This is a genomic window from Terriglobus sp. TAA 43 (assembly GCF_000800015.1).
In the GTDB taxonomy this organism is placed as follows: Bacteria; Acidobacteriota; Terriglobia; order Terriglobales; family Acidobacteriaceae; genus Terriglobus.
Map to the genome: position 1 here is coordinate 3,123,645 of NZ_JUGR01000001.1, position 17,534 is coordinate 3,141,178.

The window sequence follows — 17,534 nt, forward strand, 5'->3', positions numbered from 1 at the left end:
CTGCGGGATCGCTGGCCAGAATGCATGTGTCGTTGTTGTTAGCCGTTAGAAGGTGAACTCTCCGCCCACAAGGATGACTCGCGACATGCCTGCGGTTTGCGACTGATTGAACTGTCCAAAGTTCGCAGCCGGTGTGTGCGCCAGGGTGCCCGTAACATTGGATGCCACCGTGGAACTCAGCAGCGAACGATTAACGCCGTAATACACGGGATGATTGAACGCGTTGATGAAGGTACTGTTGATCCGCAGGTTATAGCGCGCACCAAGCTGGAATCCTTTGCTGAAGCGCATATCGAAGAGTGCTTCGCGCGGAGACCGTGCACCGGCAAGTGTACGAGGTGCGTTGCCAAGTTCGGGAGCATTCAGTGATCCAGGAGCCAGGCAGCTTGTTGCGACGCCAGCTCCATTCACAGTGCAACCAAACGCGGCTGGGTTGAGGTATGGAACAAAGCTCGAGTTGAGAGCGTTCTTCTTCCAGTTTTTGTTGAGCAGCGGAACGCCGGGAACAATGTTGGGCCGCACGTAGTATCCGGTTCCGGAGGGCAATGCGCTTCCCGTGCAGAACTTGTTGGCGCCGTTGGGATTGCAACCATTGGTTCCACCCGGCGTTACGGAGATGAAGTTACCCACGGTGCCCAGGGAAATGGCGTTAGGCAAGCCATCTGCATAGGTTGCAATTCCTGCGGTGGAGATATGCCCAAGGATGTTGTTGAGAAGGCCATTGTGTAGATCCAGGCTTTGCCCCGTGCCAATCGGCAGATCATACGTATAGCCAATCTTGAGTCGGCTTGCCTGATCGAAGCTGGCCACCGACCACTCAGCATAGGGGTTATTCGGGTTCTGCGGAAGAACATAACCGAAGCCACCACCATTTGCACCCGTGTTGGTGTCAGGGATGTTATCCAAAGTTTTCGACCATGTGTAGTTTGCAAGTACAGAGAGACCGCGCCCCAGGCGATGGTTCACGCTCAGGTAAAGACCGTTGTACTCCATCGTTCCACCGCGCGGATAGAGCTCGTTGATCGATTGGTTGAAGAAGTTCTGATACGGGTTAAGCAATTGCAGCCCGGTTTCGGATACCAGTGCGCCGTTCTGGGTGATGCCCCACGGGTTAGGAGCTGAAGCGCCCAGGTTTTGATGTGTTTGGACAGCATTGGTAATCGTCGAAAGCGAAGGAATATTCAACGCGCTGGAGTAACCACCACCGCCAAATGCGCCCGCAAGATGCGTGCCTTTGGAACCGTTGTAGGTTGCCTGCAGAACGGTGCGTGTCGAGGGCTGATACTGCAGCGTGAGGTTCCACATCTGCGTATAGGGAACCTTGTTGGTCTGGTCGACATAGACGGGTGTCAAGCCAGTCGTGTACAGGATGGGGCCACGGTTTCCATTGAGTGCCGTGTAAGCCGAAGTGAGTGGGCCAACCGGATTGGTAATGTAGTTAACCGTTGAGTTCGCGATTGTGCCGCCTGTCTGGCCGCCCACTGCCTGCGAAGCAACATTGAAGTTGGGATCGGGAACATTTTCGTAGCCCGTCAGCGGGAGGCGCTGTAGCGTATAGCCTGCGCGAACCGTGGTCTTGGGTGTGGGAGCGTAAGCGAAGCCAACACGAGGCTCAAAACCCGCATAGTTTGTGGGCCAAAGCGTCTTCGGGTTGCCGCAGGCTCCAGAGAAGCAGAGTGCCGTGGAGGTTGTCAGGTTATTCAACGTACCGGGCATATTGAGCCGAACGTAGGCCTGATTGTTGAACTTCTCCATCCTAGGCGTTTCGATTTCGTAGCGAAGCCCGGCGTTGATGGTGAGGTTGGGCAGGATGCGCCAATCATCCTGGAAATAACCTGCATAGTAACGCCAGCGATAGTAGCCCGGTATCTCAACAGGTGTGTTTGAAAAAGAAGAGATCGTGCCCAGGATAAAAGTGGCAAGCGGAGCACCACCGGTGGAACCGTTGTTGGTTTGCGCGGCCGAGAAGGCATAGCGGCCTCCGGTAGCGCCACCAAGGTCGTACTGATTCGACTGGAGCCAGCGAACCTCTCCGCCGAACTGGAACTGATGGAGCCCGTGTACCCAGGTGATATCGTCACCCGCAATGAAGTTCTGGTCCACTTGAATCGCAGCGTTGGAAAGGCCCATCTGCATGGTGTAACCAACACCGTTTGCGTTCAGGTTGCCGAGACTCGGAAAGCCATAACCAAAAGACGCTGGTGTAAGTCCGTAGGCAGCAGCATAGTCTTTGCTACGTGTGCTGGGCGGCGCAAGCCTTTGCTGATTAACGCGCATGAAGGAGTAGTGAAAGCTATTGACCACATTTTCTTTAAGTGTGCGCGTATAGCCCATTGCGATATCGTGGGTGGCAGCAGAGTCAGTCGGTACGATCGTCAGCGGATTACTCGCATCAACAGCAAAGAAACGCTGGGCGCCAACTGGGATCACTGTGTAGCGAACAAAAAACTGATCGTTGTTGAAGTGTTGATCAATACGGAAGGAATAGCGATTGTCCGTGTTAATCACACCACGCTTGTAGGTTGCGTTGGTGCCGTCGTTCTGAGATGTTGCCTGCGAATTATCAAACTTGATGTAAGGGCCAGGATTGGACGGCGTTGGAAATTGTGACAGAACATACTTCGCAAAAGAGTTCTGAGCAAGCTGTGCGGATACGTCGTTGTTAGCGATAGCCCTTATCTGGGACGCGTCATAGGGACCATTGGGGAAGCCATTCGCATTGATGGTGGATTGGTAGTTGATGGCGCCGATACGTGGAGCCGCAAGCGCCGCCGCATAACCGGAACTCTTCAGGACTGCCTGATTGAGCAGCGTGAGTGAGTTGTTGAGGTGACCTGCCAGCTCATCGGGCGTGGGAAATGTACCGCGGAACCCGAAAGAGTTCTGCAGGCGAGCAGGTTCAACGCCAACATAGAAAAAGGTCTTGTCCTTGAACGGATAGATCTTGGGAATGTATACAGGGCCGCCAACGTAGAAGCCGTAGTAGTTCTCGTGCAACGCGCTCCGAATCGTTCCACCATCCGGGAAGGCGTTGAAGTAAGGATCGGTGTGGCTGTAGGTAATTGCGCCGTGATACTGGTTTGTACCTGCTGCGCTGCTCTGAACGATGACACCGCCGCCCGTCCTGCCATATTTGGCAGAAAGACCAGTCGTAATAACGGTCGTCTCCTGCACCATGCGACCAGAGAGGTTGACGCCAGTACGTGCAAGGCTGGACTGCGTCACATCGGAACCATCGACCACGATAGAGCTTGTTCCCGGAGGCGCTCCACCCACAACAATGCCGGCGCCCGGTGTGACATAACTCGTATAAGCACCGGGGTTTTCGGTTGAGATGCCACCGGGTTGCAGAGGATCGCCAACAACACCCGGGACCAGGAGAGCAGCTTCGAGTGAGCTGCGTTCCGGATACGGAAGATTCTCAACAATGGCGTGATCGACGGTAGTCGTCACATTCGATTCTGATTTGCTGAGCAGATCGGAATCTGATGTCACTGTTACCACGTCGGTCGCTGCGCCGATGGCTAACTTGATATCAAGCGGCGTGGTACCTACGGCCGATACATTGACAGACTGTTCCGATACACGCTGAAAACCATCTTTCTCAACGGTGACGGTATACAGGCCCGGATTCAATGACTGAATGCGGAACAGGCCGTTGTTGTTTGTGGTCGCTGTCTGTTGCACTCCGGTGGACTGGCTGACAACTTGCACTTTAGCCCCAGGGACCAGAGCCCCCAGGTTGTCAGTCACCGAACCGCCGATAGCACCTTGCCCGGTCTGTGCAGAGGCACTGACCGCGAATGCTAACAGCGCAATGGCTGTGCTCGGACGCGGCAAGGAAAATGACAGCGCTACATTTGCTGCAGAGCCGATGCGTAACCTTCTCATAAAAGCTTGTTCTTCTTTCTTATCGTGTCGACTCATTTGGATCAGCCTCCCAGGAAATTCACCTATGACAACTACCGCGCACACACGTTACGCTTTTGCGTTGTCTGAATCGAGCAGCTTTGTAGTTCTTCGCAGAAAAGCATGTCAACGATGTCGCTGTGCTAAAGCGACCCGTTGCCTGTGTATCACAATGTGAAATATGACGGAGTAGTTGCATCGATTGAGCAGTACCTTATGGAGCCAGTAGTTTCAATGCCCATAAGGCTATCTACAGTGAGTTTCCTTGCCGCATGTCTGTCTCAACGCCTCACAGTACGCGTCGCACAATGCGAGATAGTTTGAGCGTTGTTACTAGGAGGCAAACGACAACTAGATCGACTCGGGAGCCGATTTCATCCATGTATCGTTGGGGTAAATCTTGTCGACATTCTGCGGTGTTAGCAGCTCATGTTCCACAAAAACGGCGGGGGCGACTGGTTTGTGTTTGAGCACATCCAGCGCCAGCCGGATGAGTCTTTCACCATAGGTTTCTGGAAAGTACGCCACCGAACAGATGAGGCGGCTTGAGCGTCTACGCAACTCCTCACGTGCAGCCAGGCTTCCATCTTGCCCTGCGATGGCACAGCAACGCTCGAGTCCGGCCTCGCGAAAGGCCTGTAACGCCGCCAAGGCAGTGGAATCATTCACCGCACCAATAAGCGCGCGTTCCGGCGCACGACGGCGAATATGTCGGCGAACGACATCCAGTGTGGCTTCAAATTGGCCGCCCTTGGTGTCGTAATGATGCGTTGGAATGCGATGCGCAGAGGGATTCATTTCATGTATGCCGTCGAGCACACCGGAAAGTCGCGCATTCAGGAGGGGACCTGCGGCGTCCACGCCGAGAAGGATGATCTGCTCTGGTCCGCTCTTCCAGTTTTTGGCGGCCCATTTCGCCAGATGACGGCCTGCCATGCGGCCTGCCTTGTAATTGTCCGCCCCAAAGTAAATGGCGCCTGGGTGCGGGATGTCGATGGCGATGAATGGAATGCGGGCAGCCGCGAATTTCACCGCAATCTGGGCCGCAATGCCGACATTGATCTGAGAGTCAATGACGAGATCAACCTTCTCCGACACGAAAGCGTCCGCATTCTGCAACGCCGTACGAGGGCTAAGAGCATTGTTCAGCACCAGAAGATCAATGTTTGCATTGTTCGCCGCCACAACAAGGCCATCACTTACTGCTCCGGTAAAGGGCAATAGGCTGGTCTGGGAGCCATAACCAATGCGGTAGCGTTTATTGCGTGCAAGTTGCACGCAGCAGCGGTAACCTCGCTTGCCGGCCCTTTCCAGAAGATGTGTTTCCACTAGCGTTTCCAACAAGCGAAAGGTCGTCGCTTTATGCAGCCCCACGCGTGCAGCTACAACGCGCAGATCCAACACCTCTGATGTGGATTGAAACGCGTTGAGGATGGAAGCGGCCCGCACAACTGCCTGAATCGTGTATCCACGCTTAGGATTTGCCTCACTTCGAGTAGACTTCGTGGCCGATTTCATAATGACCTCCGCGACAGGAAGGCATCCGACGTTAATGCAGATGTTTCACAATGCAAGACGAACCTCTTCTAGCCGAACTTCTGTTTTCTGTGACATGGTGTGCGCCGTAGCATCTTGAGGCTGGTGGAGGGAGTCTATGAAACCTCTCGAAACTCAGCACGGAAAAACTTATCGCAAAGCACGTGTAGTAGGCAAAGTATGCGCTAGCCGGTCGTGAAACGGAAGCTGCTCTGTCAGAAAGGCGAAGATGGTACTGGAGCAGACGTGGCGTTGGTTCGGCCCTGAGGATCGTGTCACATTGCGAGACGCGCGCGAAGCCGGAGCAACCGGTATCGTGACCGCTTTACACGAAATCCCCATGGGCGAAGTGTGGCCGATCGAAGCAATTCGGAAACGGCAGGAGCTCATTCGAGCAGCAGGCTTGGAGTGGACTGTTGTCGAAAGTCTGGGCGTAACGGAGCGCATGAAAATGTGTGCACCCGGCTGGCAAGAGGATGTAGAGAACTTCATTCAATCCATTCGCCATCTCGCCGATTGCGGTATCCAGACCATCGCCTACAACTGGATGCCGCTGTTCAGTTGGACAAGGACACACCTGCATGAGCCTGCACCCGGAGGCGGTTACACCACGCGATTCGATGTTGTGGCATTTGCAGCTTTCGATGTGTACATGTTGAAACGGCTTGGAGCGGAAGCAGAGTGGGGTGAGGATCTGAGCCGGGAGGGCCTCCGTTATTTCAAGGCTCTATCCCCCGCACAGCAAGACGAGCTCCGCGCGACGATCCTGGATGGTTTGCCGGGCGGACATAAGAAGCTGACTCTCGAAGAGACAACGGAGCTGCTGCGCAGTTATGAAGGGATTACTCCCGATGCGCTTCGTTTCTCTCTGGCAGAGTTCTTGCGTATCGTCGCTCCTGTAGCGGATGAATGCGACGTGCGGTTGTGCATTCATCCAGATGATCCTCCACGGCCCCTGCTGGGACTGCCGAGAATCGTAAGCACGGCGGAAGACCTGCGCTGGATACTCGGGCAATATGCGGGAGACGCGAACTCTCTCACATTCTGTACGGGTGCGCTTGGCGTGCGGGCAGATAACAAACTGCGAGAAATGGTCTCTGAGTTTGCACCTCGCATCGGGTTCCTGCATTTGCGGTCCACGCAGAGAGAGCAGCGCGCTGATTCGGCGGTCGAATCATTCTTTGAAGCAGCACACCTTGAAGGTGATGCCGATCTGATCAGCATCATCCTCGAAGTCGTTCGAGAGAAGTACCGCCGCACTTCACTCGGAGATCAGCGCAGCCTGCCGTACCGTGCGGATCATGGGCAGGAGTTGTTGAACGATCGCGAGCGCGGAGCTGCACCGGGATATCCCGCAGTGGGGCGTTTGCGTGGGCTGGCAGAATTGCGCGGGGCCTTCATGATGGCAGAACGATGGATGATGGAAGGCTAAGCAAGATGGATTTACAGAATAAGAACGCACTGATCTTCGGCGGAGCTTCCGGCATTGGATGGGCCACAGCCAAGGCCCTAATGGAGCTTGGGACTCAAGTTGCCATTGCCGATGTAAGCAAGCCATCCGAAAACAGCGCGGCGCTGCACATCCCATGCGATGTGCGTGATGAAGAGCAGGTAAGCGAGGCTGTGCGGCGTGCAACGGAAAGAAAACCGCTTGACTGGCTCGTATATAGCACTGGTATCCAGCACTACGGTTCGGTCGTCAGTACGACTGCAGAGGAGTATGACCTGGTGCAATCAATCAATGCACGCGGGGCGTTCTTGGCATGCCATTCGGCAATTCCCGTGATGCGCAGTGGTGGCGCGATCGTTCTGGTGTCTTCCGTCCAGGCGCTGGCGTGCCAGGAAGGTGTTGCTGCCTATGCGGCAAGCAAAGGAACTTTAGAGGCCCTTACTCGTGCGATGGCCGTCGATCACGCAAAGGACAACATCCGCGTGAATGCAGTATTGCCGGGCACTGTTGATACACCGATGGTTCGCTCCTCAGCAGAGCGCTTTAGCGGAGCCGATGGGCTGGAACAAACGTTACAACAATGGGGAGAGAATCATCCTCTGGGGCGCGTAGCCAGCGCGGATGAGATTGCGAACCTGATTACGTTTCTTCTGAGCGAGAAGGCTTCGTTTATTACTGGAGCTTCCTATCGTGCGGACGGCGGATTGCTCGCACAACTCGCCGTTCGGTTATAGGGAGAACGGCGTAACGGGTAACCCGTGCACGCCACTTTCAAAAGCAAAGAGGGACTCTGCGGGACCACCGTGGGGCATTGCATTGCCGGCGGAGGTGAAAACCAGAGTCCCTTCGTTGTCTGCAACGAAAGTGCATGTCGTGGGATTGATGACTGGCGTCTCGATGATTCTCTCAACCGTTCCATCGGGAGCGATGCGAACGATGCATGAGCCGCCGTAGCGACAGTTCCATAGATATCCTTCGGCATCCATGGTGGAACCGTCAGGAAGCCCACGCTGGAAGTGTTGAAAGAAAACCTCGCGGCCTTCAAGGCTGCTGTGTATGGGATTGAAGTGGCCGCGATAAATCGTGTTTGCAAGTGTGTCGGCGAAGTACATCGCCTCGCCATTGGGCGACCATGCGAATGTATTACTGATGCCAAAGCCGCAGTGCCACTGCTTTACTTCGCCCTTGGCTGCAAGTGAATACAGTGCACCTCTCCACTCCGTAATCTCCATAGTCGTGCCATCGCTTCGCACATTATTCTGCATGGTACCAAACCAGAGAACGCCAGCAGGATCAACACGCGCATCGTTGCAACGGACGCCAGGCCATTCAGGCAGGCGGAATAGAACGTCTACTTCTCGATGCGCGCGCGTGTCCCAGAGAACGATCCTGCCACCAAGAATAAGAACAAGAAGCTCAGTGTTACTGGTGAGGACAACGGCAGTAACCGGCTGATCGAAACTCCAAGTTTCGACGTGGCCGCTTTCGATCTGCAGACGATGGAGTAAACCGCGGCTGATGTCAGTCCAGAAAACAGCATTCTGCTGCGGATGCCATACACAACCCTCGCCGCAAATGTCGCCCGTGGCGGCAAGGCAGTGAATCTCGGCGGTTGGCATTGAATTCAACATCAAAATCGAAATAGACCCCATTGACCAGGGTTAAGATTTGCTTCACTGGGAATATCGGCAGTCATGGCATCCACCTTGTTGTGCCAATAGACACGGGCCTGCGCACGCGTGCCATTGCTGAGGACAAAGCCTACATCACCGCGATACTGCTCGCCAGCAGATGGCTCAAGTCCAAGCAGAGACATCGGGACGGAGACTTGATAGAATCCGCCGTCCGCGGAAAGGGTAACGCGATCACTCACGTCTTCCACATCGTCAAAGACAACTTCACTGATGGGAGAGGCAAAACTGACACGATGTCCCGGAGTACTACTCTTCTGGTGGTAAAGAACCGCAAGCGGTTTGCCGTTGCGACGCGTTACGAAGAGGCGAGCGTCGCCATTCGTAGCATGACGATCATCACTAGGACCGGAAGCACGCACCATCAGGTCGAGTCCGCCACCCTGCGTAAAGGCAAATGGAAATTCTGTTGCAGAGTTACGCAGCAAGTCCGGGTGAGTGGTGCGATAGGCAACGATCAGGTTTTTGCCATCAGTGCCCAGTTGGAAGGAAGCATTTTTGTCGATTGTTGCCCAATCTTTTGCCGGCCAGCTACCAACAGAGGCTTTGATGGATGCGCCAACATGATGAACCTCAACTTCGCCTTTTAACTTTTCGCGCAAGACAGATTCGTCGCGTAGCGATGCCGCTTCGGCAATCTGCTGTTGGCTCACCGTGATGTCACCAAGGTCCACGCGTCGGATCGATGCAAGTCCATCGAGTCGGACAATGGATGTGTGCCACTTTCCAACAGATAAGTAAACATTGCCATCATCCTCGCCAAACATGAACGGCCAGAATTGTTCCGCTTCGAAGCTGAGACCAGTGATCTCCATATCGCGAGTCTGGTTGGAATAGGGCCAGAACGGGGCGCTGCGTGTGTCGCCTCCAAGCGTGGCTACAAGAAGGCCATCGACGGTGTAAACGTATATCTCACCCATGTAGGAATAACGCGCTACCAAGTATCCGGCCTGCCCTGCAGAAGGCCGGACGGGATAACCCAACATGCGCTTGGGATCTTGGATATCTCCGGCACCCGAAGGAGGCAAGGAAGAAGGACGTGTCGGTATGCGCCAGCGCAACTGTCCATCCTTATAGCCGCTCATATCCGCGACAAACCAACCGTCGGGACTAAGTGCCACATCGCCGTTTGCCGGGGTCTTCGAGAGGAGTGCAAGCTTCGAAAGATCAAACGAAGGCACACCCGCGGCGTCAACCGATGCTGTTGGCAAGTGATAGGGGCCATCGCTGATGATTGAAAGATCTGGTTGGAAAACGACGCCTGCCCCGCCCTTTGCAGACGGACGGAAGAACTCAACTTCGTCGGCCTGCACAGCGTGATCATGGTTGCGATCTGTCCAGACGAAGAACGTCTGGTTAGGATCGCCCGGTGGCATTTTGCTGCGGATGTCCGGCTGATCGAGCGTGGCCCAGTGATGCGGATTGCCAACCGGTCCCACCCAACCCGCACTGGCAATAGGACGGCAGACACTGTTTTCAAGAGTCCACAGGTTGGTGACGGTCGTCTGGTTATACCAGTACGTGTTGTACGAATCGGTGAAGTACTGATGGCCTTTGTAATAGAAGGTTTGTGCAGGAGTGATGCCGCCGTGTGAGCCCACGGGAATCATGTCGTTGGGGAAGAAGATGGGTTTGGTTTGATAACCGCTGTAACTGATGCTGTCATTGAGCGGATCAGGAAACCGATAACGTACAGCCGCAAGTTGTTCCTTGCCGCTAGCGGGATCGATACGAAACTCAAGCAGACCCATGCTGCCGGGATTACCGATGGAGGGATAGTAGGCCCGATAGAGATCATGCGGGTCGGAAAAGCCTCCGCCACCATACTGCGTGGGCCCGTACCAAGCGTTGAGAAAGCGTCCTGTCCTGGCATCCCAACGGCTGATGCGCTTCGGAAGATAGTCCTCTTCCGCAACCCACAGCACGCCATTGGAATCGATTGTCATGCCCAGCGGATGCGCCATGCGCTGCTCATCATAAGGACCAATCTGAGGACCGCCCGGCCGCCCAATGGTGCGTGCCAACTTGCCTGTGACCGATGAGAACACCTTCACCTGATGGCTATGTCCCCAGTCGGTGACATAGATCTCACGGTCCTTCTCAATGATTTGTTTCGGCGATTCGAGAGCAGATGCGGGCACTACTTTCTGCGGATCCGTCAGGCGCAGCGTATGCCAATCGTTCTGTACTGCGAATCGTGTGATGTTCCCATCGGTGCTCACTAGCAGATGACCATCTGGCTCAAATGCCAACGATCCCAATCGGGGGAGCGTTATCTTCGCAAACGATGGCTGCGCGCCATGTCTCACGTCAAACGCGACAATCTCATTCGCTGCAGGATTGGCAAGCAGTAGAAGACCGTTCTGTACGCCGAGTCCCACAAGTTCGCGGAACGCGTCGTGCATCTGTATTCCGCCAACAACTTTCTCTAGCGGAGTTAATCCAGTGTTCGTGAGAATGAAGATCTGCAAACCGCCAGGATCTGTCTTTCCGAAATCCCGGCTTGGATTAACGACATATACCGTATAGGCAATGTGATCTGGATTTCTCTCACGTCCGTCATCACGTGCAAGAGCGATGCCGCCATTCCACCCGCGTATCTTTATCCCATCCAGTTTGTGGCCATTAAGATCGGTCCACATCAGAGCGTGGCCAGCTTCAGCCGCTTGCGCACCGAAAAGGATTTGCGGCGATGTTGAATGTGTAGGCCATGTACTCCCCTCCGGAAGAAACAGAGCGGATGCCGGGGCGGTATGGTCGGCAAGCCACGCTCCTGTGCCATCCGCTTTGGGCCACGGTGGCGTCCCCGGCGAGTAGATGGAGTATTGCAGATGCGGCACGATCTTTTGATGGAACAAGCCGTGCACATGGTAGCGTCCCGGATGCGCTACGCCGCCCAGCGAACTGCCGTCCCATGTGATGACGTTGTGTCCGGTATGCACTGGTATGTCTGGAGAAAGATTCTTGATGCGGTTGCCCTTGTCGTCTTCCAGAGCAATCGTCAACAAACCGGCTTCCTTTGACTCATAAGGAATCGAAATTCCACGAGCTTGCGTGCTTTCCTGTGCCATAGGCGCCTGACACTGAACATGTCCGCAGAAAACGAGTGCGAAAGTTCCTAAACCGACAAACGCTGCGAAAGAACGGTACATACTGGCACTATAGGAGTACTGCAACATAATGGGCGAGCAACTCAGCCCCATCTCTTATGCGTTTCATTTTTCGTGTGTGGCGATTTGCCTACTTCGCAGAATCACACGCAATTGCCTAATGAATATGAATCAAACGGGACCAACCCTGTGGTTCTCATTGAAGGCATTCCCTCTCGGACCCCAAAAGCCATTTCACGATGCGATACAAGAAATATAGCCCCCTTCTGAATCTCGATCTTCAGCCGAGATTCAGAAGAGGCCCAGTGTGCAAAGTTACGGGGTCGTGATGGAGACGTTGTCGAAGGTTGCCGTGCCCAACTGGGAGTTGGTGCGGCTGCTTACTACAAGTCCAATGTAAACACTGTTCGCCATCGTTAGCGTGACCGTGCCCTGCTGCGTCCACGTCACTCCATCAGCTGAGTAGTATCCGGTGAAGGTGCTGCCATTGCGAACAAGGCGAACCCAGTACGGAGCTATAAGGCCGCTTGTCCTGCCGCCGCTCGCACTGCCACCGGTGGTTGTGCGGTAGACCCAAGTGACACCGTTCGATGGTGTGAGATTGATGTTCACCATCGCCGCACCCGGTGGGAGTGTCTCTCGAATCATCACACCTGCCTGCGCTCCACTGTTCGTGTTTGTCATGCTCGCAACGCGAGCCGTAATGGTGTAGTTTGTGCCTGCGGTCTGATAGGCGTAGTTGAACTGATCGGCAGTACCAGTAATGCTTGTTCCGGAGCCGTTCACTGTGAACGTGCCGTTGCTGTAGCTGGCGCTTCCGGCAATGCTTGCACTGCCTACGTCCTGGTCCGCCCATCCTGTGGGCAGGCCTCCGGTGGTTGCACTGACGGTCAGAGTGACCGTAGTCGAATGCGCCAGGCTGCCACTGGTACCTGTGATTGTCAGTGTGTACGTACCAATTGCCGTTGTGCTTGCCGTGGTGATTGTCAGCGTTGAACTTCCCGAAGTCGCGACGGACGTCGGATTAAAGCTTGCTGTCGCTCCCGTGGGCAATCCACTTACTGCTAAGTTCACAGCACCACTGAAGCCATTCAACGCAGCGACTGTTGTTGTGTAGTTTGCGCCATTTCCCTGCGACACCGTCTGTGAAGCGGGCGTTGCTGAAATGCTGTAGTCCGGTGTCGGAATCACCAGCGTTACGGCGGCTGAATGCGAAAGACTGCCACTCGTACCTGTGATGGTTAGAGTGTACGTTCCTGTCGGAGTCGTCGTTGCTGTCGCGATTGTGAGTGCCGCATTGCCGGAACCGGAGATTGACGTCGGACTGAAACTCGCCGTAGCTCCTGTGGGCAATCCGCTCACACTTAGGTTGACCGTTCCTGTGTAGCCACTGATCGCGCTGACGGATGCTGTGTACGTGGTGCTATTGCCCTGTGCGACTGTCTGTGAACTCGGGCTTGCCGAGACACTGAAGTCGGGGGGGCCCGAAACAACCAGCATTACAGTAGCTGTGTGAGACAGGGTGCTGGTAGCACCTGTGATTGTTAACGTGTATGTGCCGGCAGCTGTTGTCGATGCTGTTGCAACCGTTAATGTCGAGCTTCCGGACGTGTTGACCGACGTCGGACTGAAGCTCGCGGTAGCTCCAGTCGGTAGCCCGCTCACGCTTAGGTTCACAGTATCGCTAAAACCATTCAGGTCGCTAACGGTCGTTGTGTAGGCTGTGCTGCTTCCTTGCGATACCGTCTGTGAACTGGGCGTGGCAGCAATGGTGTAGTCCGGCGTTGGCACGACCGTCATCCTGTGAATAACAATCGAATTGTTGTTGTAGTTGTCCTTGCTGATTAGGTATTGGCCATTGTTGGTTTTATAGGCGCGAATGCCATACATCGAATCCACATCGTTGCCCACTGCAACATTGGGATCGGCACTGGTCATTGTGAGATCGTTGGCGCCCGTCGTCAGGTTATAGGCATCGACATCGGGCACAGTGTGGACGTACGAGATGAACAGATAATTTCCTGCTGCCGCTCGTCCCTTGGGGTTCTGGCCAGTCTTTAGGTTGATGACCGGATTCGGTGTTGTGGTGTTGCCAGCCAGCCAACCGTGGTAAACCTCGACACGACTACCCAGTGACGTCCAGTCGGTAGAGTTCGCACTCATCAGGATCATCGTGTCAGTGGAGGGGATGTACTCAATGCCGCCGAGGGGAGCGATCGTTGATGGTGTTGGTGTTGTCGTCGGTGTCCCATAAATTGGCACACCATTGGCGTCGAAGCCCGTCAACGGATAATGTGTGATCGCGTTGGTCTTGTCCAATCCAACCCATATGTCTCCGTTGGTATCAAGACAGAATCCGTTTCTAACCCGAGCAGTGGTATTGAAGTAGTTGGTGTAACCCACTGGGCTGGTTTGTCCCGGCAAAGTACCAAAAGGTATTGATGCGTATTGGTTGGTGGGGAAATACGAAAACAGGAAGATATCCGGGTTTTGCCCTGCGGCTGCAAGGATGCGATGGCCATTGACACTGGTTATAAGGCCGAAATCGAAGCCACGGCTGTTATTGGTTATGTCGACGCGAGGGTCTGTGGGGTAGTCGATCGTATCGACGCTATTGCCGGCATATCCCGCAGCAGCCGTGCCAGAGAAGACATCCTGACCACCGTATAGATAAGCTCCATCCGTGCCGGGATCGAAAGCGGCATTGCCTTCGAAGTTCAAGCCCTGCAAGGTGTACTGCAACACCCCAGCGCTGTTGTAAGCATGAATGTCTGTTTTGCCATTTCTTCCAAGATCCCAGGTTCCACCCCAGGGATTGTTGAGCACATACAGATTCCCTGTGCTGTCTTTTCCAATGCCAACGATGCGTGTGAAACGCTTACTTCCGGTCTGACCTTTGTTGCCAGTAGTCGAATCGAGATATCCGCCCTGCACACCAAAAGATGCCACTACGGAAGGTGAGCTCGACAGGTTTCCATAAATCTGGATGTTCATGTTCGGGCCTTGATCGCCAACCATCAACTGGTTGTTGGCCGCGTCATAATACAAAGCTGACGGCCGCGCACTGGCTCCAATATTGATTGTGCTCAGCGCGGTTCCCGACGATGAGAACTCCTGGATCGTTCCCTCGTTCATCTGAGCGACCCATATGTTGCCCGATCCATCGATTGCTATCGCACCCGGATCGGTAAGGCTCCAGTCCGATTGCCATACTCCCGCAGTCGTGTAGCAACGCACCAGGTTGTCGGGATGATCGCTGACGTAAACGAGCGTTCCTGTGTCGGCGATTCCTGTGATGACATCGGCGCGTCGCTCCGTTAAGTCTGTACTCGCGGACCAGGTCAGATCACGCACACCGGTGCTGCGGTTGTAGCGCCCGATATAACCGCTGCCGCCCAGGCTTGTATTGAACTGCAGTGCGGAGAAAAGATGTGTGGCATCGCCGCTAATGGCACCGCCTTGAGCCTCTCCATGCGCGCCGATAGTGTTTGTCTTCTGTCCATTCTGATAGACGTTGATGCTGCCCTGGCTTTCATCCCACATGGATGCGGTATAGATGACGCCCTCAGGCGCAACCCACATCGAACGCATTGCGTTCCCAACATATGTAGGAGTCGTTGAGTATGAGTTTCCAGCCCACGTCGTTGTATAACTTACCTGTGCATGGCTCATCGACCCACTTATCAGCAGAGAGAAAAGCCAGGAAATACTGAGCGAAAGCCAACCTCGTTTTGAAAACATAGGGTCTCCTAAGCCTTCTGGCACCAAGGTCAGAAAGCTTCAGCGGGGGGATTTGTAATTTCCACGAGCCTTGTAGTTCTCAGTACGAAGGCGTGTCAACGCGAATGCCCCGCGCAAATAGGTAAGTAGCTGCCGTTTCATTTTTGAATCATTGATCGGGCGGGCTCGCATCCTCGGATGTATCGAATTCCCCAACAGCGTTCGCGTTTTCACACAGGGAAGACACTCCCGGCCTCGTGAATTGCACGCTACAGTGAAGTACTATTTCGTCTCACCCAGCGATACTTAGATCTAGGCGTCTCGCAGATTGGGAATCCAGTGCTCGCGGCATGAGCTGCCATGGAAGGTTTGCAAGTTCTCGGTCGACAGATCATCTGTAATGAACGAGCACGACTTCGGCCTTGGGTGAACTTGCGCCAACGACACGCGTTTCCAGCAGAACTTCAAACGGGCGCAAGGTTCCATCGGCATTGCGAGCGAGTTTGAGAATCGGGTCCATGGAAAGCCTGTCAGTCGCAAAGTCTGCAGTTGCTTGCGTCGCTCCCATATTGCCTCCGCGGAAGATCAGGACATGGCCATGGCCATCAATGCTAGGCAGAAATGAGAGGATGCTGTGGTTTACGTAGCCACCTTCTGCATGGAATCCATTGGAATATCGACTGGCTTCACCAGCCTTGGGGGCCTTGTTGATGACGACACGCGCGTCCAATTGGGAACCGTGAAACTCGCCAGGGATTTCCAAGCGAAAATCAGAGGCTGGCTCATAAAGATCACCCCACGGATTTGCTCGCGGACCACCTACGATGATTGCATTTGCATCGGAGAGATCGTCCATGTGTACCTCTTGCGCAGAGCGCACACGAGGGCGGGTTGCAGCAAACTGAGGTTGCTCAGCAATATCAAGCAGACTATGGATGTCGGCTGTGCTGGTTAAGTTTTTGAAGCGGTCAATTCCGAACGGGACATCGGGGAAGCGCTTTGCGAATGCAGTGGCTATAGCGGATGTATCCCCGAACGCATACTCATGAAGTCCGATTCGAGCTCCGGTGATATCTTGCAGCACCCCCAAGCCACTGTCAGCCAACACCACCACATTGGAACGGCTCGGCGTGAGCACCTCATTCCAAAACTCGGTGTAGGCATCCGGGTGGAATGCGACCCATGCTCGTCTGCCAGTGTAACCAGCCGCAATCAGCAGAAGCACGGCAACTGCGGCTATGGTCCAGGCTTTCCCGCTTTTCCATAACGGGGCTGGGCCGATTGGTTGATCTTCAGAGATGTGTGCCGGTATGTCCGGCAAAGCCGGCGGAATCTCCGTCAGACTCGCAATCGGAACCCGGCTGTTCTCTACCGGGAGAGTCTGCTGTTCGAAGTGGGGAATATAGCTGCCGCGAGGAATGACAATACGCAGTGCCTCGTCACGGCCCTCTTCGGCGTAAAAGTCATCCAGACGCAGACGAAGAATGCGTGCATAGTTGCGAACAATATTGTCGTCGCCAGGGTTATACGCTGCTGGACGACCAAAGGCATGGGTACCAATCTGCTGTTCCGTAATTTCGGTAACGCGACCCTGCAGCTTTTTCTCGCACACATAGCGAAGAAAGTTCGAAAGCAACGCCGATTTGGCGAATCCGTGGCTATTGGTAATGCGGAGGACAGCCTGCCATTCCAGCGAGTCTACGTGCGAATCATTGCGTAGGTGATTGGCCTCTGCCAGACGCGCGCGTTTGGTGGGGAGAATGTTGGTAGCGGGCTCTACAACGCGTTTTTCTTCAGCCATGTATTTGAAGCCAGATGAGTTTGTTGCTATGCTGCAAAGCACATGAGCACTTTGCTGCCCATCTACGACAGTTGTTTGGCCCATCCTTTTGCGGCCACCTGTTGTTGCCTGCGCTAAACCCCTCTCTGAAAAAGTGTGTCGTGGTGACGAGCGTCGCCGTATTGTGCGATTGATCCGTTGGTCGAACATCGTACGTTGCCGCTGATACCAAACGCAATTCGTGTTTTACACGGTGTAAAGCACACCTTCATAACCTCGATAAGTAGCTCTATTTTCGTGATTTAGCGCGAATACACGGTGTTTTCACCTTTGCAGCG

8 protein-coding genes are annotated in these 17,534 nt (G+C 54.5%); 2 read left to right on the forward strand and 6 right to left on the reverse strand.

Annotation, left to right across the window (positions count from 1 at the left end; all coding sequences use genetic code 11):
- Window positions 1–45 precede the first annotated feature (45 nt).
- Together M504_RS13295 and M504_RS13300 are read right to left on the reverse strand one after the other, a co-directional pair.
- Complete coding sequence (locus M504_RS13295; protein WP_047492167.1) at window positions 46–3,891, reverse strand: TonB-dependent receptor; 3,846 nt, start codon at window positions 3,889–3,891, stop codon at window positions 46–48.
- Between the two features lie 369 nt (window positions 3,892–4,260).
- Window positions 4,261–5,427 (reverse strand): substrate-binding domain-containing protein, encoded by a 1,167-nt coding sequence (locus tag M504_RS13300; RefSeq protein WP_047492171.1) that lies wholly within the window; start codon window positions 5,425–5,427, stop codon window positions 4,261–4,263.
- A 247-nt stretch (window positions 5,428–5,674) separates the two neighbouring features.
- Here M504_RS13300 and uxuA point away from each other — a divergent pair, with 247 nt between their 5' ends.
- Window positions 5,675–6,877 (forward strand): mannonate dehydratase, encoded by a 1,203-nt coding sequence (gene uxuA, locus M504_RS13305; RefSeq protein WP_084214325.1) that lies wholly within the window; start codon window positions 5,675–5,677, stop codon window positions 6,875–6,877.
- A gap of 5 nt (window positions 6,878–6,882) precedes the next feature.
- Window positions 6,883–7,629, forward strand: coding sequence for an SDR family NAD(P)-dependent oxidoreductase (locus M504_RS13310; RefSeq protein ID WP_047492174.1), 747 nt, complete (start codon window positions 6,883–6,885; stop codon window positions 7,627–7,629).
- Here the strand turns inward: M504_RS13310 and M504_RS13315 are convergent.
- The 4 genes from M504_RS13315 to M504_RS13330 all read right to left on the reverse strand — a co-directional run bounded on the left by M504_RS13315 (window position 7,624) and on the right by M504_RS13330 (window position 17,217).
- On the reverse strand, window positions 7,624–8,514 hold the full coding sequence (locus tag M504_RS13315) for an SMP-30/gluconolactonase/LRE family protein (protein WP_198137597.1): 891 nt from the start codon (window positions 8,512–8,514) through the stop codon (window positions 7,624–7,626). The genes M504_RS13310 and M504_RS13315 overlap by 6 nt on opposite strands.
- Before the next feature lie 11 nt (window positions 8,515–8,525).
- A complete protein-coding gene (locus M504_RS13320; RefSeq protein ID WP_047492176.1) occupies window positions 8,526–11,657 on the reverse strand; it encodes a hypothetical protein in 3,132 nt (1,043 codons plus the stop codon).
- A gap of 354 nt (window positions 11,658–12,011) precedes the next feature.
- Window positions 12,012–15,287, reverse strand: a complete 3,276-nt coding sequence (locus M504_RS22345; RefSeq protein ID WP_198137598.1) for a hypothetical protein — start codon at window positions 15,285–15,287, stop codon at window positions 12,012–12,014.
- 520 nt (window positions 15,288–15,807) lie between these two features.
- Window positions 15,808–17,217 carry a hypothetical protein gene (locus M504_RS13330; RefSeq protein WP_047492179.1) on the reverse strand — a complete coding sequence of 470 codons (1,410 nt, stop codon included), beginning with the start codon at window positions 17,215–17,217 and terminating at the stop codon, window positions 15,808–15,810.
- Window positions 17,218–17,534 lie beyond the last annotated feature (317 nt).